The sequence below is a fragment of the Williamsia sp. genome, from assembly GCF_016462415.1.
In the GTDB taxonomy this organism is placed as follows: Bacteria; Actinomycetota; Actinomycetes; order Mycobacteriales; family Mycobacteriaceae; genus Williamsia_A.
The window spans coordinates 17487-34763 of sequence record NZ_JAEMTF010000003.1; the positions used below are offsets into that span (position 1 = coordinate 17487).

A 17277-nucleotide genomic window follows, 5' to 3' on the forward strand; every position below is an offset into this window, starting at 1 on the left:
TTGTGGTGGATCCCTTGGCGCCAACGCTTGGTCATTTCAGTGCTTGCGAGGTCAGGCGTGGCTAGATCCCGCAACAAGGCATGGTTAGAGCGGGTAGCGCATTTTGCGGTTGCGCATAAGACAGTCGTCATCGGTGTCTGGCTCGGTGCAGCGGTAGTTCTCGCGGTCGTGTTTCCCCAGTTGGAAGCGGTCGTCAAGCAGCAATCGGTGGATCCGATTCCATCGAATGTGCCGTCGTTTCAGACGTTGGAGCGCATGGGCGTCGCGTTCGGTGAGCAGGGGTCGAAGACCACCGTCATCATCGCGATGGAGAATCGCGGTGGCCTCACCCAGGACGCGAAGACTCGGTATGACGAGTTGGTCGTGCGGTTGCGGGCTGATCACACGAACGTGAAGTTGGTGCAGGACCTCCTCCTTGATCCACTCACTGCCCGGCAGGCCGTCAGCGCCGATCACCAGGCGTGGTATCTGCCGGTAGGTGTGGCGGGAACATTAGGTGGGCCTCGAACCGCGGAATCGGTTGCTGCAGTCCGTTCCATGGTCAGTGACGTGTTCTCCGGATCTCCGGTCACAGCGTTTGTCACCGGCCCACCGGCAACTTTGGGTGATCAGATCGTCACCGCTGATCATGATCTGCTGATAATCTCCGCTGCGACCGTCGCCTTGATCGCACTGATCCTGCTCATTGTTTATCGATCGGTGTTCACGGCACTGTTGCCGTTGCTGGTGATCGGCTTGAGTCTGGCGGTGGGCCGAGGAATCCTATCTGCGTTGGGCGAGCTGGGAATGCCCGTGTCGCAGTTCACGATCGCGTTCATGACGGTCATTCTTCTCGGTGCTGGCACCGACTATTCCGTGTTCCTGATCAGCCGGTATCACGAGCAGCGACGGGCCGGTATATCTCCCGAGGAAGCTGTCATCAGTGCGACCGGAACTATTGGCCGGGTAATTTTGGCGTCAGCTGCCACGGTTGCGTTGGCATTTTCGACGATGGCATTCGCTCATCTCGGGGTATTTTCCACCTCTGGACCCGCGTGCGCCGTCGCGGTCTTCGTCGGTTTCGCCGCGTCCGTGACGCTTCTTCGCCGGTACTGGTGCTGGCCGCGGCCCGCGGGATCGGTGATCCTAAGCCCGATCGCACGCGGGCGTATTGGAATCGGGTGGCGGTAATGGTGGTGCGCCGGCCAGGCCGCTTGTTGGCGGCCAGTCTTGTGATCTTGATCGGACTGTCGGCGATGGCGTTGACCATGCGGATCAGCTACGACGACCGCAAAGCGCAGCCTGAGACGACGGCCAGCAACCTCGGCTACCGGCTCCTTGATCGGCACTTCCCCAAAGACTTTGTGATCACCGAGTTCCTGGTGATCGAGTCACGAACCGACATGAGAACAGCGCGCGGATTGGCTGATCTAGATCAGATGGCATCGCGAATCGGGCAGATCCCGGGGATAACAAAAGTGATCGGGGTGACCCGGCCGACCGGGAAACGTCTCGATCAAGCGCAGTTGTCGTTCCAGAACGGCCAGATCGGCGACAGGTTGGCCACCTCAGTCTCCGACGGGGATGCGCGACGTGGTCAACTCGGCGAACTCGCCGATGGCGCCGATCGACTGGCCGCCGGATTGCAACAACTCAAGTCTGGCGTGGACGATGCGCTGGGTCCATTGGCGGGCATTCTCAATCAAGCGGAGGTCGCGGGTCGACAGATCTCTCAGTAACCGCTGTTGAGCCAATTGGCCTCGGCCGCGCCGGCTCTTGAACAGTTGTCGGCGTCGGCGCCGAAGTTGCGGCCGCTCGCACAGCAAGCTGAGACCGCGATCGGTGCCGCTCAACCACTGAGTGCGCTTTTAGCCAATAACCCGTTGTGCGCAGCAGTACCGGTCTGTGTAGCTCTGCGGGATCAAGTGGCCACCCTGGTCCAACTTCGCAATTCAGGGCTGTTTACCCGGATCGGTGATCTCGCGGGCCTCTCGAATCTTTCCGGTGGCGCGTCGCTGAGCTCCACCCTGTCGGGTGTGCGAGATGCAGTGACCCAACTCCAAGGGGTACTCGGAACGCTCACCGGTCACGGCACTGACCTCCCCGGTGAAATTGCTCGCTTACAGAGCGGCATCACACAGTTGGCTGCCGGTGCCGGCGTTCTGTCTACCGGTGTGCACACACTGGTCGACAGCAACCTTGACCTACTCGCAGGCATGGGCAAGATCGCCACGGTGCTACAGACCACAGCGCGGGAGACCCAAGGATCGGACTCCATGTCGGGCTTCTATCTGCCACCCAGCGCATTCGATGACCAGAACTTCAGCGATGTTGCCCGCCAATTCATCTCACAGGACGGTAAGACTGCCAGGTTTGCAATCGACTCCGTCTACGACCCCTACAACTCGCAGGCGATGCATCTGGCCAACCAGGTTGTCGATGTGGCTGATGCTGCGATGCCCAACACGACCCTTGCCGGAACCAGGGCCTCGGTCGCTGGCTTCCCCGCGGTCAACGCTGACATCCAACGACTCCTCGTCACCGACTTCCTCCAGCTCGCCATCGCGACTGTCGTGATAGTCGGGCTGGTACTGGCCGCCCTTCTTCGCGCAGTGCTCGCACCGATCTACCTGCTGGCGACCGTGATCCTCAACTACGCGGCGTCGCTGGGCATCGGCGTTGTATTTTTCCAGGGCATACTCGAGGTCGACATCGCATGGCCGGTTCCCCTGCTGGCATTCATCATCCTGGTTGCCGTCGGTGCCGACTACAACATGCTGCTGATCTCGCGGCTACGCGAAGAATCGACCACCAATATCCGCGTCGGAGTCATGAGGACTATCGCCAACACCGGATCAGTGATCACTTCGGCCGGCCTGATCTTCGCCGCGAGCATGTTCGGCCTGATGGTCGGGTCGATCGGCACGATGATCCAGGTCGGCTTCATTATCGGTTCGGGTCTGCTTCTCGATACATTCGTCGTACGAACACTCACCGTTCCCGCGATCGCAACGCTGGCAGGTGAAGCGAGCTGGTGGCCCCGCACAAGCCGGACCTGACAGCCGCCACACCCAGCCTCAACCGGTTCACAAGTCAGCGCGCGGTGTGCGCGGCGAGGAAGTCATCGACGATGCGAACACAATCCTCGGCGGTGATAGCAGTCAGGCCTGTGAGTCGCGCGAATACGATCGGGCCGACGAGCTGGGTCAGGGCAAGTCGAACATCGAGGTCGGCAATCTCCCGGTGGGCCTCTTCGGTCCCGAGAATCGCATCAAACGGCTCCCGATACTGGGTTACAACTCTCTCGCGCAGCGTCGTGAGGACGGTCCGATCGGCAGGTTCGGGATCGATCTGGCCCGGCCCCAACGCCAGCCACGCCATCGTCGTGAGCTGAAGAGGCGCCTCTTCGATCAACGTTGCCTGCTGGGTGAGCAAGGCGATCAACCGATCCCGAATCGATCCATCGCCAGCGGGAGGGTCGACATGGGGCAGCAAACGCTCGAACGTCGCCGCCAACAAGTGCGTACTGCTGCCGAAATGCCGATACAGCGTCGTGCGAGCAACTTTCGACACACGAGTGACCGCATCGATCGTGACAGCCTCGATTCCACCAGTCGCCAGTAATCCTGACGCGGCATCGAGCAGTCGTGTTCTCGAACGAAGCCACCGCGGGTCGGCCGCGTCGTCGGGTACGCCGCTCGCTGTTGTCATCTCGGCCACCGTCTTATCTTGCCCAATCGATCCAAGCTGGGTGCGCGAACCCTCCCAGTCCCTTACGCTACCGATAGTAGCGCAGCGCTACTATCGGTAGTTGACGCGAAGGTGATGCGATGTCGAAGGCCAACTCGGGTCTGTCTGGATCACAGCGGTGGACCCTGGTCGTGGCATGTATGTCGGTCACCGTTGTGATCGCATCCATGTCCGCGCTCTACACCGCGCTACCCGACGTCACGACCTCGACCGGAGCCACTCAGGCCGAGCTCACATGGGTCGTCGACGGATACACCCTCGCGTTGGCATGTCTGGTGCTACCGGCCGGTGCCCTAGGCGACCGGTTCGGTAGGCGGGCCGCACTCATAGCCGGCTTGACGATCTTCGCCGGCGCGTCCATCGTGCCGGCGGTGGTCCACGAGACCGGCTGGTTGATCGGCGCCCGCGTAGTCGCCGGCATCGGCGCGGCGCTGGTCATGCCGTCGACATTGTCGCTACTGACAGCGGGGTTTCCATCCGACCGCCACGGTACGGCTGTGGGGATTTGGGCTGGAGTAGCCGGATCAGGCGCTGTTGCAGGGATCCTCGGCTCGGGTCTACTGCTCGAATACTGTTCGTGGCCTGCGATTTTCGTATGTTTGTCGGCCGCGGGTGTGGCGCTACTCATTGCGGCGTTGACCATCCCGGAGTCGATTGACCGCCAGCGGGTCGCGTTCGATGCGACAGGAGCAATCACCGCTGCCACCGCCATCGGCCTGTTCGTGGTCGGCCTCATTGAAGGACCTGTCCGCGGCTGGAGCGATCCTCTGGTGCTCATCGCTCTGATCGGTGCAGCATTGACGGCTGTGCTGTTCGTCGGGGTCGAGCACCGAGCAACTCATCCGATGCTCGACCTCGCACTGTTCACCAACAGGGCGTTTGGCAGCGCAACAGTGACCATTGTCTTGCAGTTCCTGGTCACCTTCGGAGCGTTTTTGCTGCTGGTGCAGTACCTCCAGTTGATCCTCGGATACAGCGCACTGGGGGCCGCCGGGGCCATTGCTCCGGTAGCCATCCCGCTGGTCGGGATCTCTCTGCTCGCCACCTCAATAGCCTCACGAGTGGGGCTGCGGGCAATGAACGTATCCGGACTCCTCGTGATCGCGATGTCGCTCTACCTGATCAGCCGCTTGCAGAGCACATCTGGCTACCTCGACGTCTGTGTGGTGATGATCTTGATGGGCGCTGGAATCGGGCTGTGCACCGCGCCGTCGACCGAGGCGATAGTCGTCAACACCCCATCTGACAAGCAAGGCGTCGCTGCGGCGGTAAACGACGCCGCCCGCGAAATCGGCGCAGCGATCGGAATCGCGATCGCCGGCAGCGTTCTCGCCGCCGGGTACGCCAACCGAATCGACCCAGTCCTCTCCCAAATACCCGCAGCAGCACGAATACCCGTGTCGAACTCACTGGCAGCCGCGCTCGAGGTCGCCGACCACGCGGGGCCCGCAGGGGTGCAACTGGCCCACGCCGCCAACGCAGCGTTCATCCACGGCACCCACAACGCCGCCCTGATTCTCGCGGCCATCACCGCAGTTTCCGCGGTCATCATCGCCGCGTGGGCACCAAGACGGCACACCAAGCCCATCGCTGACCCCGTGCTCGCGACACCCACCGCAGCCACCATCACGGTGCACACCCATGAGTGATCGACTACTGCCACCGCACACCCCCGACTGCATGGGATGCGGGCCAAACAATGCTGCCGGCCTACAGATGCAAGTGCATCTCACCGATGACGAGGTGTACACCGACATCGTCTTCGACAGCCGCCACGTCGGTGCACCCGGCCTTGCTCACGGTGGAGCCGTCAGCGCAGCGTGTGACGACCTATTCGGCTTCACCCTCTGGATCGCCCGCCGCCCCGCCGTAACCCGATCACTGACCGTGGAATACCTAGCCCCCGTCACACTCGGGCAAACCCACAGAATCACCGCCCGCATCGTCAAAGAATCCGGTCGCACAATACACGTCGCTGCTACCGGAACCAATTCCTCAACAACCTGTTTCACAGCATCAGCCATCTTCATCGAGGTGCCCGCCGAACACTTCATCCGCCACGGCGGGCCCGGCAACCCCGCCATTGAGGCGCTGCTCAACACACTAAGCACGATCGACACCCACACCCGCGAAATGTAGAGGCCCGCACCATGAGCGGATCAAGCCCCGAATACTCGCGACGCACATCCCATCACGGCCACGCCCTACACCAACCTGCCCCTCTCCACTACTGCCCACCACCGACCCGCCACATTCTCGACGTCATCAACAACAACGTCACCCGTAACCGTTGGGGACTCGCGGCGTTGGCAACGAGCTCAAGTCTCTGCGGCGCCGCAATAGTGCTCGCACTCATCATCATCGGCGACGCCCCCCACCGATTCGGCCCGCCATTCTGGACACTCGGCACAATCGTCATCGCATATCTGATCTGCGCGCTTCCAATAAGCACGTGCACGATCGTGGTCTGTCAACACCGCGCCCTGGGATGGCTCGGTGGCCCCACACCGCTGACCGAACCCCAACTCCGGGCCACACTGCGCCTACCGCAAACCATCTGCGCCATCATCGCCGCACTGTGGACCATCGGGGGTATCGCGGTATCGATCCCCGCTTTTGCACTACTCGCGCAACCCGACGCCCTGAGTACAACTGCCATCATCGGGCTCGGGGGACTGGGCACAATCGGATACACCTTCGTCTTCGTCGAGCGCGCGATGCGACCCGTCATGGCACACGCCGTCCAAAACATGCCCACCGGGCACTCACCGCCTCAAATCTCCGTCGCGTCTCGCCTGCTCCTGGTGTGGGCACTATCAACCGCACTGCCACTGACCGCAGCAATCGTGCTTCTCAACGCCCCCAGCGCTACCGCAGCCGACCGAATCGCCTCCGCAACCGCCATGGCAGGCGCTGCACTCGTCGCCGGTACAGCCGCCGAACTCGCACTCTCCCGCGCCGTGGCACACCCCCTGCGCCAACTCCGCCGGTCTGTCGACGCCATCGCCCACGGAAACCACACCACCCACGTCACCGTCGACGACAGCAGTGAAATCGGCGTCCTGCAGAACTCAGTCAACCAACTCGCCGATGCCCTCCTCGAGCAACAACGGCTTCGCGACATCCTCAACCGCCACGTCGGACTAGGCGTCGCAACACGAGCCCTTGCAACCGGCGAACTACTCTCCGGCGAAATACACAACGTCACAGCTGTTTTCGTCGACGTACGAGATTCCACAGCCCTCGCCCTGCGCGAAACACCCCACATCGTTGTCACCAAACTAAACGGACTCTTCAGCGACATCGTCACCGCAACCGATCACTTTGGCGGCCTGGTCAACAAATTCGAGGGAGACGCTGCACTCTGCATCTTCGGGGCACCCACCGAAATCACCAACAACGCAACCGCAGCACTTCGAGCAGCCCGCGAAATACGAGACCGCACCAACGCCCGCGGCGAACTCCACATCGGAATCGGTATCGGCAAAGGCCCCGCATTCGCCGGCAACGTAGGAACCGAACACCGACTCGAATACACCGTCATCGGCGACGCCGTCAACGAAGCGGCCCGCCTCACCGAACTCGCAAAATATCTCGACACAAGCGCCCTCGCCAGCGATGTAACCATCGCGGCCGCAGACCCAACCGAAGCCGCCCACTGGACGCTCTACAAAGAAATCCTCCTCCGAGGACGCGACACCCCCACCACCACGTGGCTACTCACCAACTAGCCACCAATCACGGGTGAATTAGCCTCTTGAGCAGCACAGTCGAGGTGTGTTGCGATCGGGACTGCCCCCGTTTTGGTTGACATCTGATCCGTGAGGATCGCCCTCACGGTGGAAGGATGTTTTCCATGCCCAAAGCATTTCCTGAGGAGTTTCGTCGCGACGTGATCGAGGTCGCCCGCAAGGGCGAGGCGCCGCTGCGTCAGATCGCTAAGGACTTCGGAATCTCCGAGGCCTGCTTGCATCGCTGGCTGAAGGTCGCCGACCGCGATGACGGCGTCGAGTCCGCCGGCAAACGCGATGGTGGTGATCAGGCAGCCGAGCTGCGTGAAGCCCACAAACGGATCAAGCTCCTCGAGCAGGAAGCCGAGGTGATGCGGCGCGCCGTTGGCTACCTCTCTCGGGGTGTCAACCCAAAATGATGTACCCGCTGGTCCTTGACCTTGCTGCTGACGGTGTGCCCGTCACGGTGACCTGCCGCGTGCTCAGCTTCTCCACCCAGGGCTTCTACAAATGGAAGAAAGATACAGTTACGCAACGTGACTGGGACGATGACCATCTGATCAATGCCGCTCGCACGATCCACGCTGACGACCCAGCGTTCGGATACCGGTTCATCGCTGACGAACTTCCCGATCACGGGATCACCGCCGGCGAGAACCGTGTTGCCCGGTTGTGTTCTCAGGAGCGTCTGTGGTCGGTGTTCTCCAAAAAACGCGGCCTGACCACCAAGTCGGGCCCACCGGTCCACGATGACCTCGTCGACCGCCAGTTCACCGCACAGCGACCCAACCAGGTGTGGCTGACCGACATCACCGAGCACGAACAGGATCGTCGGGTACTCGATCGACTCGCGCATGAAGGCCTCGCTCGCAGTCAAAGCACTCGATAATGCTGTAGCCCAACGTGACTCGACAGGAACGATTGTGCACTCCGACCGAGGAAGCCAGTTCCGGTCTAGAAAGTTTGTTCATGCGCTCTCGCACAACGGGTTACAAGGTTCGATGGGTCGTGTCGGGGCGTGCGGCGACAATGCTGCGATGGAGTCGTTCTTCGCCCTGCTGCAGAAGAACGTGCTCGACCGCCGGCGGTGGTCGAGCCGCGACGAGCTACGTCTGGCGATCGTCGTCTGGATCGAGAAGACCTACCACCGCAAGCCCCGCCAACGGCGCCTCGGCAAGCTCACCCCGATCGAAATTGAGACAATCAACCAGACCGCGCACGCGGCCTGAATCGCTCAACCCCACGAGTCAACTGAAGTGGGGGCAGTCCCATCGGCATCTAAATAATAGGTACAGCTCAATATCTTTGACCGGGTGTCCATCGGGCAGCGCGTAGCAAGCACTCACGATTCTCTATTCACGTGTCGAAACTCACTCGGCGAGACGCCAGTCCATCGCTTGAAGGCGTGTGAAAAGTTGGTGAGGTCGCTATATCCAAGCTCTCCGGCTATCTCACTCACCGTCAGTGATCGGTCTAGCAGTCTGAGCATCGCACGCTCTCGCAAGAGAGTCTCGCGCTGCTCGCGAAAAGTGATCCCCTCTTCGGCGAGGCGCCGTTTAAGCGTGCTGGTCGATACGGCCAACTTGTTTGCGACCCACTGGCTACTACTCAGTCCGGGAGCTTCCTCGATCGACCGCCTCACCTTCTCTGAGAACGATTCGGTTCCCCGCCGCTGGTCGAGGGTTCGTTGAAGGTTGGCAATGGCGATTCTGTAGGCCAGGGGGTCGGAAAACCGACAGACTTCGTCGACTGTTTCGACGGGAACATGAATGCAGGACACCGGGGCGTCGAAGTTCAGACGCCCGGCTAGTACGTGCTCATGGTTCGTCAGAGCAACCGGCGTTGGCCAACTCAGGTGAAGAGTAACGGTCGGCGCGTCGTATGCGAGCAAGCCAAGCAGCCTCAGCAGCGCCGACCCAGCGTAGGCAATTGCAAGACAGTCCAGGCCCGGATCGCCTGTGTGGCCGCTGAGTCCGACCGAGAAACCGTGGTCTGCACTGGCATGAAACTGTGAACTGACCGCCGTCGAGACCAATGGCAGATAGGTGAGCAGCTCCACTATCTCGGCCACTGAGCCTGCACTCACCAGCGGTACACTCAACGGTCCAAAGGACGTCAACTGGGCTTGTTCAGCGAAAGCTATGCCGAGCACGGTTCCCTGCTCGGCGTCGAGATCGGGGTAGACCTCGCGAAACCACCGCAGTGGAGCCTGGAGATCGCGCTGAATCAGTGCTGCCTCGTCTGTTCCTTCGCGAGCCATAAGTCTGCGAAACCGTGTGACGGCCTCTGGGCTGAGCGCTTGGCTTTCAAGAAGTTGCACGAACGCAAGCGGAGGTAGACCCGCGTCGTCGGCGTCCATGGAGACTCCCTTTTGAGCTGTAATCACAACGACCTTACTACGGTGAACGTAGCCCGGAATACACGACGGGCGATGATCTCGACGCCAGTTCTTTCGCGCACCACCGGGCTGTTGCAGGCCATAGGTGATCTCCCAAGCGCGGTTGTCGGTTGTTTCACTGGCTTTTCGCATCGAGGGTGGTCAAGTCGTTGGATATTCGGCAGACGTTTCATCTGTAATGCGTTGTGTGCAGGGGCTACCGCGACTGTTCGTGATGGCATCGCGTCGGCATGTGCGCAGCGCGTTTGCGGCCCGAGGAAGCGATCCGGCGAATGATGGAATCTCGGATAATCTGGGGGTTGCTTTGGCCAGTCTCGGCTCAGCGGACAGCGCGTGTGGCCACATCCCAGGGCGACCATCCCCGCGGCGATCCGCACACACTTTCTCGCAGCGATTTCGGCGGCGATGACCGGCGTCGGCGCTGCGGTGCTGCGACTGTTCCGCTGCACCAGCGAACACAACAACGCGTGAGGCGATGGCATCAATTTGACGTAGATGGCCGACGGTAAAGCGGCGGAGGAACAGTCCCGGTGGCGACGGCGCATACTGGCGATCAAGCCCTCGTCCATTGCGCCGGCCGGTGTGTGCACCTTTTCTCGGTCGGAGCGGATCGGTGCTCATCGGCCACGTCCGGCAAAACCGAGACCGTTCGGCCGGGGTCATCACCGGACCAGGCTGGCGTACGGCACCAGATTGGACCACCGAAAGGTGCCGCAGCAACCTGGGCGGGTTGAGGTTACTGCATCTGCGAGATGCCCTTCGCTGTGCTCGAATAGCGCCCTCGAGGAGTCTTATCCTCCCACTGCCACAACGATATTCGTCGGGTCTGATCTTTGGAGGTTCGATGAGGATCAGTCGTCCGGATTATTCGTGGACACCTGTGACCAAGATCATGTCACTTCTTCGCTCAAATGTGTGAGGCGGTGATCGCTTCGGTGGGCGGTCAGACAGGGACGACCGAGTCAGTTGGCAAGTCGTCCTTCTTCGCCCGCACGAAGACGAAGACCACCGGCGTGACAAGTGTGACGAATACCGCGGCCAGGGCGAACACATTCGTGTAGCCCGAGACTTCTGCGGAGAAGGCGTGATCCATCGATGCAGTAATGAAGTCACGGACGGGAACAGGTAGCGACGCCAGCATCTCACTCGACGGCGGTGCACTGTTTTGACCGGAACCCGCCGCCACTCCGGCCGGCGGACGTGGCGCGGGGTTGTCATCGAAGAACGAAGCCTTGCCCGAGGCGTAGACGGTTGTGAACACCGCCGCGCCGAGCGCGCCGCCGATTTGAAGCGTCGAATTGATCAATGCGCTAGCCGCGCCGGCATCGTGATCGGGCACTCCGATGAGTGCGACATTCTGCTGCGGGATTATGAGCAGTCCCAGACCCAGTCCGAGCAATATCAGGCCTGGCAGAACGTGCGTCCAATATGACGAGTCCACCCCGATCTGCGTTAGCAGTACCAGGCCGATAAGGGAGATGATCGGACCAGTCACCATTAGCGGCTTCGGACCAAGACGCGGTGCCAGCGCCGACGCCACGCCTGCGGTGATCACGATGCCGCCGGTGATCGGCAGTGAGGCGACGCCGGAGATCACCGGGCTCATACCGAGGACGATCTGGAAGTAAAAGGTTAGGAACAGCGTCGCTCCTACGAGGACGGTTCCACATACGGCGGACCCGAAGAATGCCGGCCCACGATCACGATGGAACAAGATGTTGAGCGGTAGCAGCGCATTCGCGGAGCGGGCTTCGACAAGTCCGAATACTCCAAGCAGGATCACGCCGCCGACAATGAACGAGATCGTTGTGGCCTGACCCCATCCGTTCTCCGCTTCGGTGAATCCGTACACCAGAGCGCCCAAGCCTAGGGCGACGAGAACAGCGCCCGGCAGATCGTAGCGAGTGTCCCCATGGGCCTTGCTCTCCTTGACCACGGCCAAGGCGGCCACAATTGCGACCGCGACCACCGGCACATTCACGAGTAGGCACCAGCGCCAGTTGGCGTACTCGGTCAACACTCCACCCAGTAGGAGGCCGATGGCCGCACCCCCGCCGGCGATCGCCCCGAAGACGCCAAATGCGGTTGACCGCTCTTTGGGGTCAGTAAAGGTGACGGTTAGGATCGCCAGCGCTGCCGGTGCGAGCAGTGCTGCGAAGACTCCTTGGCCACCGCGGGCCAGGAACAGTTGCCACGGTTCTTGAGCAAGCCCACCGATAGCGGATGCAACGGCGAAGCCGGCCATTCCCACTATGAACGACCGCTTGCGCCCCCAATAGTCGGACACCCGGCCACCGAGCAGGAGCAGCGCACCGAACGACAAGGCGTAGGCGGTCACGACCCATGTCCTGCCTCCGTCACTGATCTGGAGATCCGCTTGCGCCTGCGGCAGAGCTATATTCACGATTGTTGCATCCAGAACGATCATCAGCTGGGTCAACGCAACGATCGCGAGGACCAACCATCGGCGAGCATAGTTTGACGGGATCCTGTCCGAGGGGGCTACCGCCAGTTTCTGCTTTGCTTCTTTCGCGTCGCTCACAGGAGCCTCGTAGGTTGTGGTCCGGCGTTTCGAATCTAACTACCTCAACAGCCCGCGCGTTACAGGGATTGGCCATCGCGACGGGCTGCGAAGAGGCACACATCGACGAAATCGCCACCGCTGTACGCGCATCATCTACGAGGGCGGACCGTAATCCAGGATCTGCCAACCCTTGCCGGTGTTGGTCACCACCACTTTCAGCAACGTCGGCAATTCGCTTGGTTGAGTATTCTGCACATTCTGGGTCTTCTGGTTCGCGAAGACCATCACCGTGTACTTCCCGTCGGTCTTCTCCGTGACGCTCGTCGCGAGCACGCGGCCGGTCGCTTGCACCTGGGCTTGCTGCATGATCTGGGTCAACGTCGGACGGACCTCGTCGTATCGCTTGACCAGGGCGTCGCCGGCATTCGTCTTCACTGCAGCGAAGAAGGCATCGGTGTTCTGGTAGCTGTACGTCAGTGATTTCGTGGTGTAGTCCGCTGCCGCGGCGGCTGCCTGTGCGCGCTGGGTGGCATCGGCATCTTTGGCGGAATTCACATCGTCGGCGTCGACGTACAGGTACGCGAACACACCTACCAGCACTGCTAAGACCACGATCAGGACTATCGCGATCGCGCCGCGAGCACGCGCCGTGAGGTATCGCCGCGGCTTTTTTGCGACAACGGCGTCAAGGTCCGCCGTATCGCGAACGGGATCGTCGACCGTGTCGACCGGCTCGCTCACCACCACGTTTGAACCTGGTGTGCCCTCCGACTCGGTGCTCTGTGCGGGAGTGGTTCCCACACTCGATTGTTCGTGGTCTGTCATGTGAGGCCTTTCTTGCACTGCGGCCGGGGTCGCAGTGTTCAGTTTCGTCACCGCGGTGACGGTGACGTGTTGATCGGAATCTGCGCGCTTCCCGGTTTCGACGCCGGGAATGTACGCGAGAGAAGGTCGCCGATCGATCCGAAGTCGACATAGGTGTTCGCGACCTTGGCCGTTGCCGGTTTGACAGCTCGGCTGATGGCCACCAGATCGGGCTGGAGGATCTGCAGGTAACCGTTCAACTTTGTGACGAGCTTCAGGATGGGAGGCCATTTGTCATATGACGTCGCCGAGAACTTGATGAACGCCCGCTGGATACGCGCCAACCCGCCGACTGCTGCCGGCGTCTCGACGGATGCGGCACTGAGAACGTCGCCGGTGTTCGACAGCAATCCGAGCAAGAACTCCGCGTTGTCCGCGGTCACCCGAACGGCACCGTCTTTGCCCACGAAGTCGACAAGGCGACCCATCATGTCACCGATCGTGGCCAGGTCCGCTTGCCGACCGTCCACCGCTTGCGACACGGTCTTGTTGATGGATTCGATTGCGGTGGGATCTAGTGCGTCCGCAACCGATGACAGTTTGGGCAGCACTTGCGGAACCGACGGATAGACGTGAACAGCGGTGGGCGGCACCACGTCGCCGCTGCCATAAAACCCGTCAGCGCTCGAATCGGCAGGTATGAAGTTGACGTATTGTTCGCCCGCTACCGACAGATTCTCTATTGTCATCACACTGTTTCGCGCGATCTTCGTTCCGGTCTCGACGCTCATGTCCACCTTGAGACCGCTGTCCGCCGCGTGGATCGCGGTGACCTTCCCCACCGGCAGTCCCTGCAGCATCACCGGCGAGGTGTCCAAGAGACCACCGGAGGCGTCGATGTATGCCGTCAGCGAATAGTCCGACCGCGCCGGGTTGATGCGAGCGACGACGACAACGAGGTAGGTGAGGCCCACAACGAGGACGACGAACAGGGCCAGCGCAGAAAGTCGCGCTCCTCGGGTCATGGAAGCATTCCGATCGATTTCAAGACTGTGATGAACGAGCTGGCATCGCGGCGAGCGAGGTCACGGTTGTCGACGGAAATACCGGACACGTTGACGTTCGGTGAGCCGACGAACGGGATCAGCTTGTCGCGGATGACGCGGGTCGCTTGCTCGGTGACAGCTGCAGAGTAGATATCCGAATTCGCCAGCGAACGGACAACGGGGGCTATGGCAGCCACCGATGGCACGATCCGCGAGTTCTCAGGGTCGACGATTGCACCGGCCGCCGTAGAAAAGTCACGCAGATTCGCGATGAGGAGCGCGACGTCGATGAGGGTGTAACCCAGTCCGTAGAAATTTTTCCCACCCTTGATGAGCACGCGATCCAACGCGGCGGGGTCCGATAACACAACTTTCAGCGTTCGGTTGGCGGAGGTCAGCACCACGTCGAGCTTGTCCGTGTTCGACGAGACCTCCGACAACGTGGCGAGCGTTGTCCGATATAGAGTGTCGAACTGCTCTGGACTCTTGGGGAACGCGGTGTTGAGCGTCGAAATCGCCGTGTGGACCTTCGACAGCTCGCCTCCGCCCAAGACGTTGGCCATGCCACGCATCACGTCCTCGACATTGGCCGCCGGCTCGGTTCGGGACAGGGGGATGACGGAGCCGGATCTCAACATGTCGGCGGTCGTCGGATCGCTAGGCGGAAGGATCGAGACATAGATCTCACCCAGTAGAGTGTCCTGCCTCAACTCAGCACGGGAATCGGCGGGAAGTCGCGAATCTGACGTGACCTGAGCCCGGACCAGTGCGTGTCCGTTCTCGTAGGTGACGTCCTTGACCGTCCCGATATCTGCACCATTTGAAAGAACCTTCGCCTGCGCGGGGAGGTTCAGCGCACTCGTGAACTCCATGCCGATGGTGTACCCGCGGCTACCGGAAGTAGTGAACGACGGCGGGTTGTCCGCGTTGATGCCACACGACGTCACTACCAGCACGACGGAGACCCCTGACATGAGGATCGGCAATCCCCGTCGTAACCGAATGCCCCTGATCATCGCGGTCCTCCACCCATCAACGACGATACTGCGGCGGAGGCTCCGCCGGGAGCGCAAACGTCTGCTGCCGCCCGACTGTTGCACGCACCCACAACCTGACGGAGCGGCAACGACACGGCGAACGCCTTCAGGATGGATTGCGAATCAGGATATTTGACGATGAGGTCCGCAGTGCGCGCCGCGGAAGCGGCCACAAGGTTCAGCTGATCGCCAGCCTTGGCGATCAGCGGTACCGAGGCGTCACCGATCGCAAAGATGGGCGGGCCGAAGTCGGTCGACAGCCGGGACAGAATCGGCACGAATACGCCCGCATATTCGACGGCAGCGCCAAATGTCTGGCCGAAGGCAACGATGACCTGGATGGCTTCCACGAAATGGTCGAACAGGGCCGTGACTTGTGCAGAATTATCGGTCGCCACTCCGGTGAGTGTGGCGAGATTTCCGACAATGCGCCTGATCTGACCGTCCCGCTTTGCCGGATCATTTATCAACGCCGCGGAATTCTTGATGATTGACGAGATATCTCCGTCGGACCCCTTCAAATTGCGGGCGACAAGATTGAGCGACTGCAGAACGGCATCGGTGTTCCGGCCATTGTCCTTGACGAGATCATCAGACAGATTACTCAAGGACTCGAGCGTCTGACTGATTCCTAGCGGGGTTCTCGTGTTGGCCAGAGGGACACACTGCATTCCGTTGTAGCGGGCTCCACCGGCGTAGGGCTTTGTGAACTCGATCTGCCGCTCCGTGACGATTGACGTCGACACCAACGTGAGACCCACGTCCGCGGGTAGCGGAACGCTCTTGTCGACCTTCATGTCGACTCGAACCCCGCGTCCACCGTCATCGTTGTTTTGCGCGACCTTTGTGACGCTTCCGATCTTTTTACCAAGCATCGCAACCGCGTTCCCATTAAATAGACCGGAGGCGTCGCTGAAGATCGCGCACATCGTGCGTGTGTTGCCCTCGGAAGCGGAGCGGCCGACGACCCCACCAACAACCGCGACCAGAACAGCCACCACGACTGCGGTGGGAACCAGCCACGATCTCAATCCTCGTCTCAACATTTGTCCTCGCCAGTCGGGATACACATACGTAATTGGGGCTTCTGAGGGGTCGGTGCGCTGACGGGCGCGTCGAGCAGGATCCCGAGTTGACGCGAGATCTGGTCGACTTGTGTCAGCGCGTTCGAATACCCCGGCAACCCAGTTGCAACTTTGTCGAGCAGCTTCTTGAACTGCTGAACCGACGGTTCGATCCCGTCTTGATATGCAACCAGCGGCCTGGTGAGGAGTTTGAACAAGCGCCGCAAATAGTCAAATCCATCCCGCACGTTCTGGATGTCAGGGCCGAGTGTGCTCGCGAGGAAACTCAGCTGGCGCAGAAAGTCGACCAGCACCTGCTTGCGGTCGGCGAGCGCCTTGACGTACTCGTCAGAGAGCGAGACAGCACTGTCGAGCTGACCGTACTGTCGCTCGAGCAGATCGACCAGGCTGCTGGTGTTGCGTAAAGCGTCTGGGAGGTTCGTGTTTCCGTCGGAGAACGCCTTTTGCAACAGGTCGGCTGTCTTGCGCAGATCAACTGCTTTGACGTCGCGAAAAATCGGTGTGGTGGTTTCGAGCGTGTCGGAAATATCGTAGGTACTCGATGTCTGCACAAGAGGTATCGGTCCCGACAACTTCTGCGATCCCGATCCTGGATTCAGGTCCAGGACTCGCCCTCCGATCGGCGTCACCAGACGGACGTTCGCCGTGGCGTTCGACCGAACTGGAATCGCGTCGTCGAGCCGGAACTTAACGGTGATGAACGTCCCGGTCAGATCCACCGCCGAGACCTTGCCCTTACGGATACCGGCAATGCGGACTTGATCACCGGACTTCAAGCCGCCTGTATTGATCAGCTGTGCCGACAGGGTTCGTTGCCCAGGAGGCATGACGTAGGTGACGCCGGCGATCACGAGACCGACGACCAAAAGCAGAGACAGCACGCCTGCCACGATTAGGTTCCGTCCGCGTTCGGGCCGATTGTG

Annotated in this window: 11 protein-coding genes and 2 pseudogenes; 5 read left to right on the forward strand and 8 right to left on the reverse strand. The window is 61.0% G+C overall.

Going from position 1 to position 17277, the window contains the following annotated elements; translation table 11 throughout:
• Nucleotides 1–57 precede the first annotated feature (57 nt).
• Nucleotides 58–3038 (forward strand): annotated as a pseudogene (locus JHC79_RS01265) (MMPL family transporter).
• Between the two features lie 34 nt (nucleotides 3039–3072).
• Here JHC79_RS01265 and JHC79_RS01270 read toward each other — a convergent pair.
• A complete protein-coding gene (locus JHC79_RS01270) occupies nucleotides 3073–3690 on the reverse strand; it encodes a TetR/AcrR family transcriptional regulator (protein WP_296388059.1) in 618 nt (205 codons plus the stop codon).
• Nucleotides 3691–3809: 119 nt separating this feature from the next.
• On the opposite strand from JHC79_RS01270, the gene JHC79_RS01275 reads away from it, so the two are divergent.
• From JHC79_RS01275 to JHC79_RS01290, 4 genes and pseudogenes are all read left to right on the forward strand, one after another.
• Entirely contained in the window at nucleotides 3810–5378 is a 1569-nt protein-coding gene (locus tag JHC79_RS01275) for an MFS transporter (protein WP_296388060.1), read from the forward strand.
• Nucleotides 5371–5868 (forward strand): PaaI family thioesterase, encoded by a 498-nt coding sequence (locus JHC79_RS01280; protein WP_296388061.1) that lies wholly within the window; start codon nucleotides 5371–5373, stop codon nucleotides 5866–5868. Before JHC79_RS01275 ends, JHC79_RS01280 begins: the two co-directional genes overlap by 8 nt.
• An 11-nt stretch (nucleotides 5869–5879) precedes the next feature.
• Nucleotides 5880–7460, forward strand: a complete 1581-nt coding sequence (locus JHC79_RS01285) for an adenylate/guanylate cyclase domain-containing protein (RefSeq protein WP_296388062.1) — start codon at nucleotides 5880–5882, stop codon at nucleotides 7458–7460.
• Between the two features lie 125 nt (nucleotides 7461–7585).
• Nucleotides 7586–8689: pseudogene (locus JHC79_RS01290) on the forward strand (IS3 family transposase).
• Between the two features lie 113 nt (nucleotides 8690–8802).
• On the opposite strand, the gene JHC79_RS01295 reads toward JHC79_RS01290, so the two are convergent.
• The 7 genes from JHC79_RS01295 to JHC79_RS01325 form a co-directional block, all read right to left on the reverse strand.
• Nucleotides 8803–9819 (reverse strand): AraC family transcriptional regulator, encoded by a 1017-nt coding sequence (locus tag JHC79_RS01295; RefSeq protein ID WP_296388063.1) that lies wholly within the window; start codon nucleotides 9817–9819, stop codon nucleotides 8803–8805.
• 982 nt (nucleotides 9820–10801) lie between these two features.
• Nucleotides 10802–12400, reverse strand: coding sequence for an MFS transporter (locus JHC79_RS01300; protein ID WP_296388064.1), 1599 nt, complete (start codon nucleotides 12398–12400; stop codon nucleotides 10802–10804).
• Nucleotides 12401–12535: 135 nt separating this feature from the next.
• The gene (locus tag JHC79_RS01305; protein ID WP_296388065.1) at nucleotides 12536–13258 is read right to left on the reverse strand and encodes a hypothetical protein; all 723 of its coding nucleotides are present in this window, start codon (nucleotides 13256–13258) and stop codon (nucleotides 12536–12538) included.
• A complete protein-coding gene (locus JHC79_RS01310) occupies nucleotides 13255–14211 on the reverse strand; it encodes an MlaD family protein (RefSeq protein ID WP_296388066.1) in 957 nt (318 codons plus the stop codon). Before JHC79_RS01310 ends, JHC79_RS01305 begins: the two co-directional genes overlap by 4 nt.
• A complete protein-coding gene (locus JHC79_RS01315; RefSeq protein WP_296388067.1) occupies nucleotides 14208–15188 on the reverse strand; it encodes an MlaD family protein in 981 nt (326 codons plus the stop codon). The genes JHC79_RS01310 and JHC79_RS01315 overlap by 4 nt, the downstream gene beginning before the upstream one ends.
• Nucleotides 15189–15244: 56 nt before the next feature.
• Nucleotides 15245–16267, reverse strand: a complete 1023-nt coding sequence (locus tag JHC79_RS01320) for an MlaD family protein (RefSeq protein WP_296388068.1) — start codon at nucleotides 16265–16267, stop codon at nucleotides 15245–15247.
• 41 nt (nucleotides 16268–16308) lie between these two features.
• Nucleotides 16309–17244: an MlaD family protein gene (locus JHC79_RS01325; RefSeq protein ID WP_296388069.1), complete on the reverse strand. Its 936-nt coding sequence runs from the start codon at nucleotides 17242–17244 to the stop codon at nucleotides 16309–16311.
• Nucleotides 17245–17277: the final 33 nt, after the last annotated feature.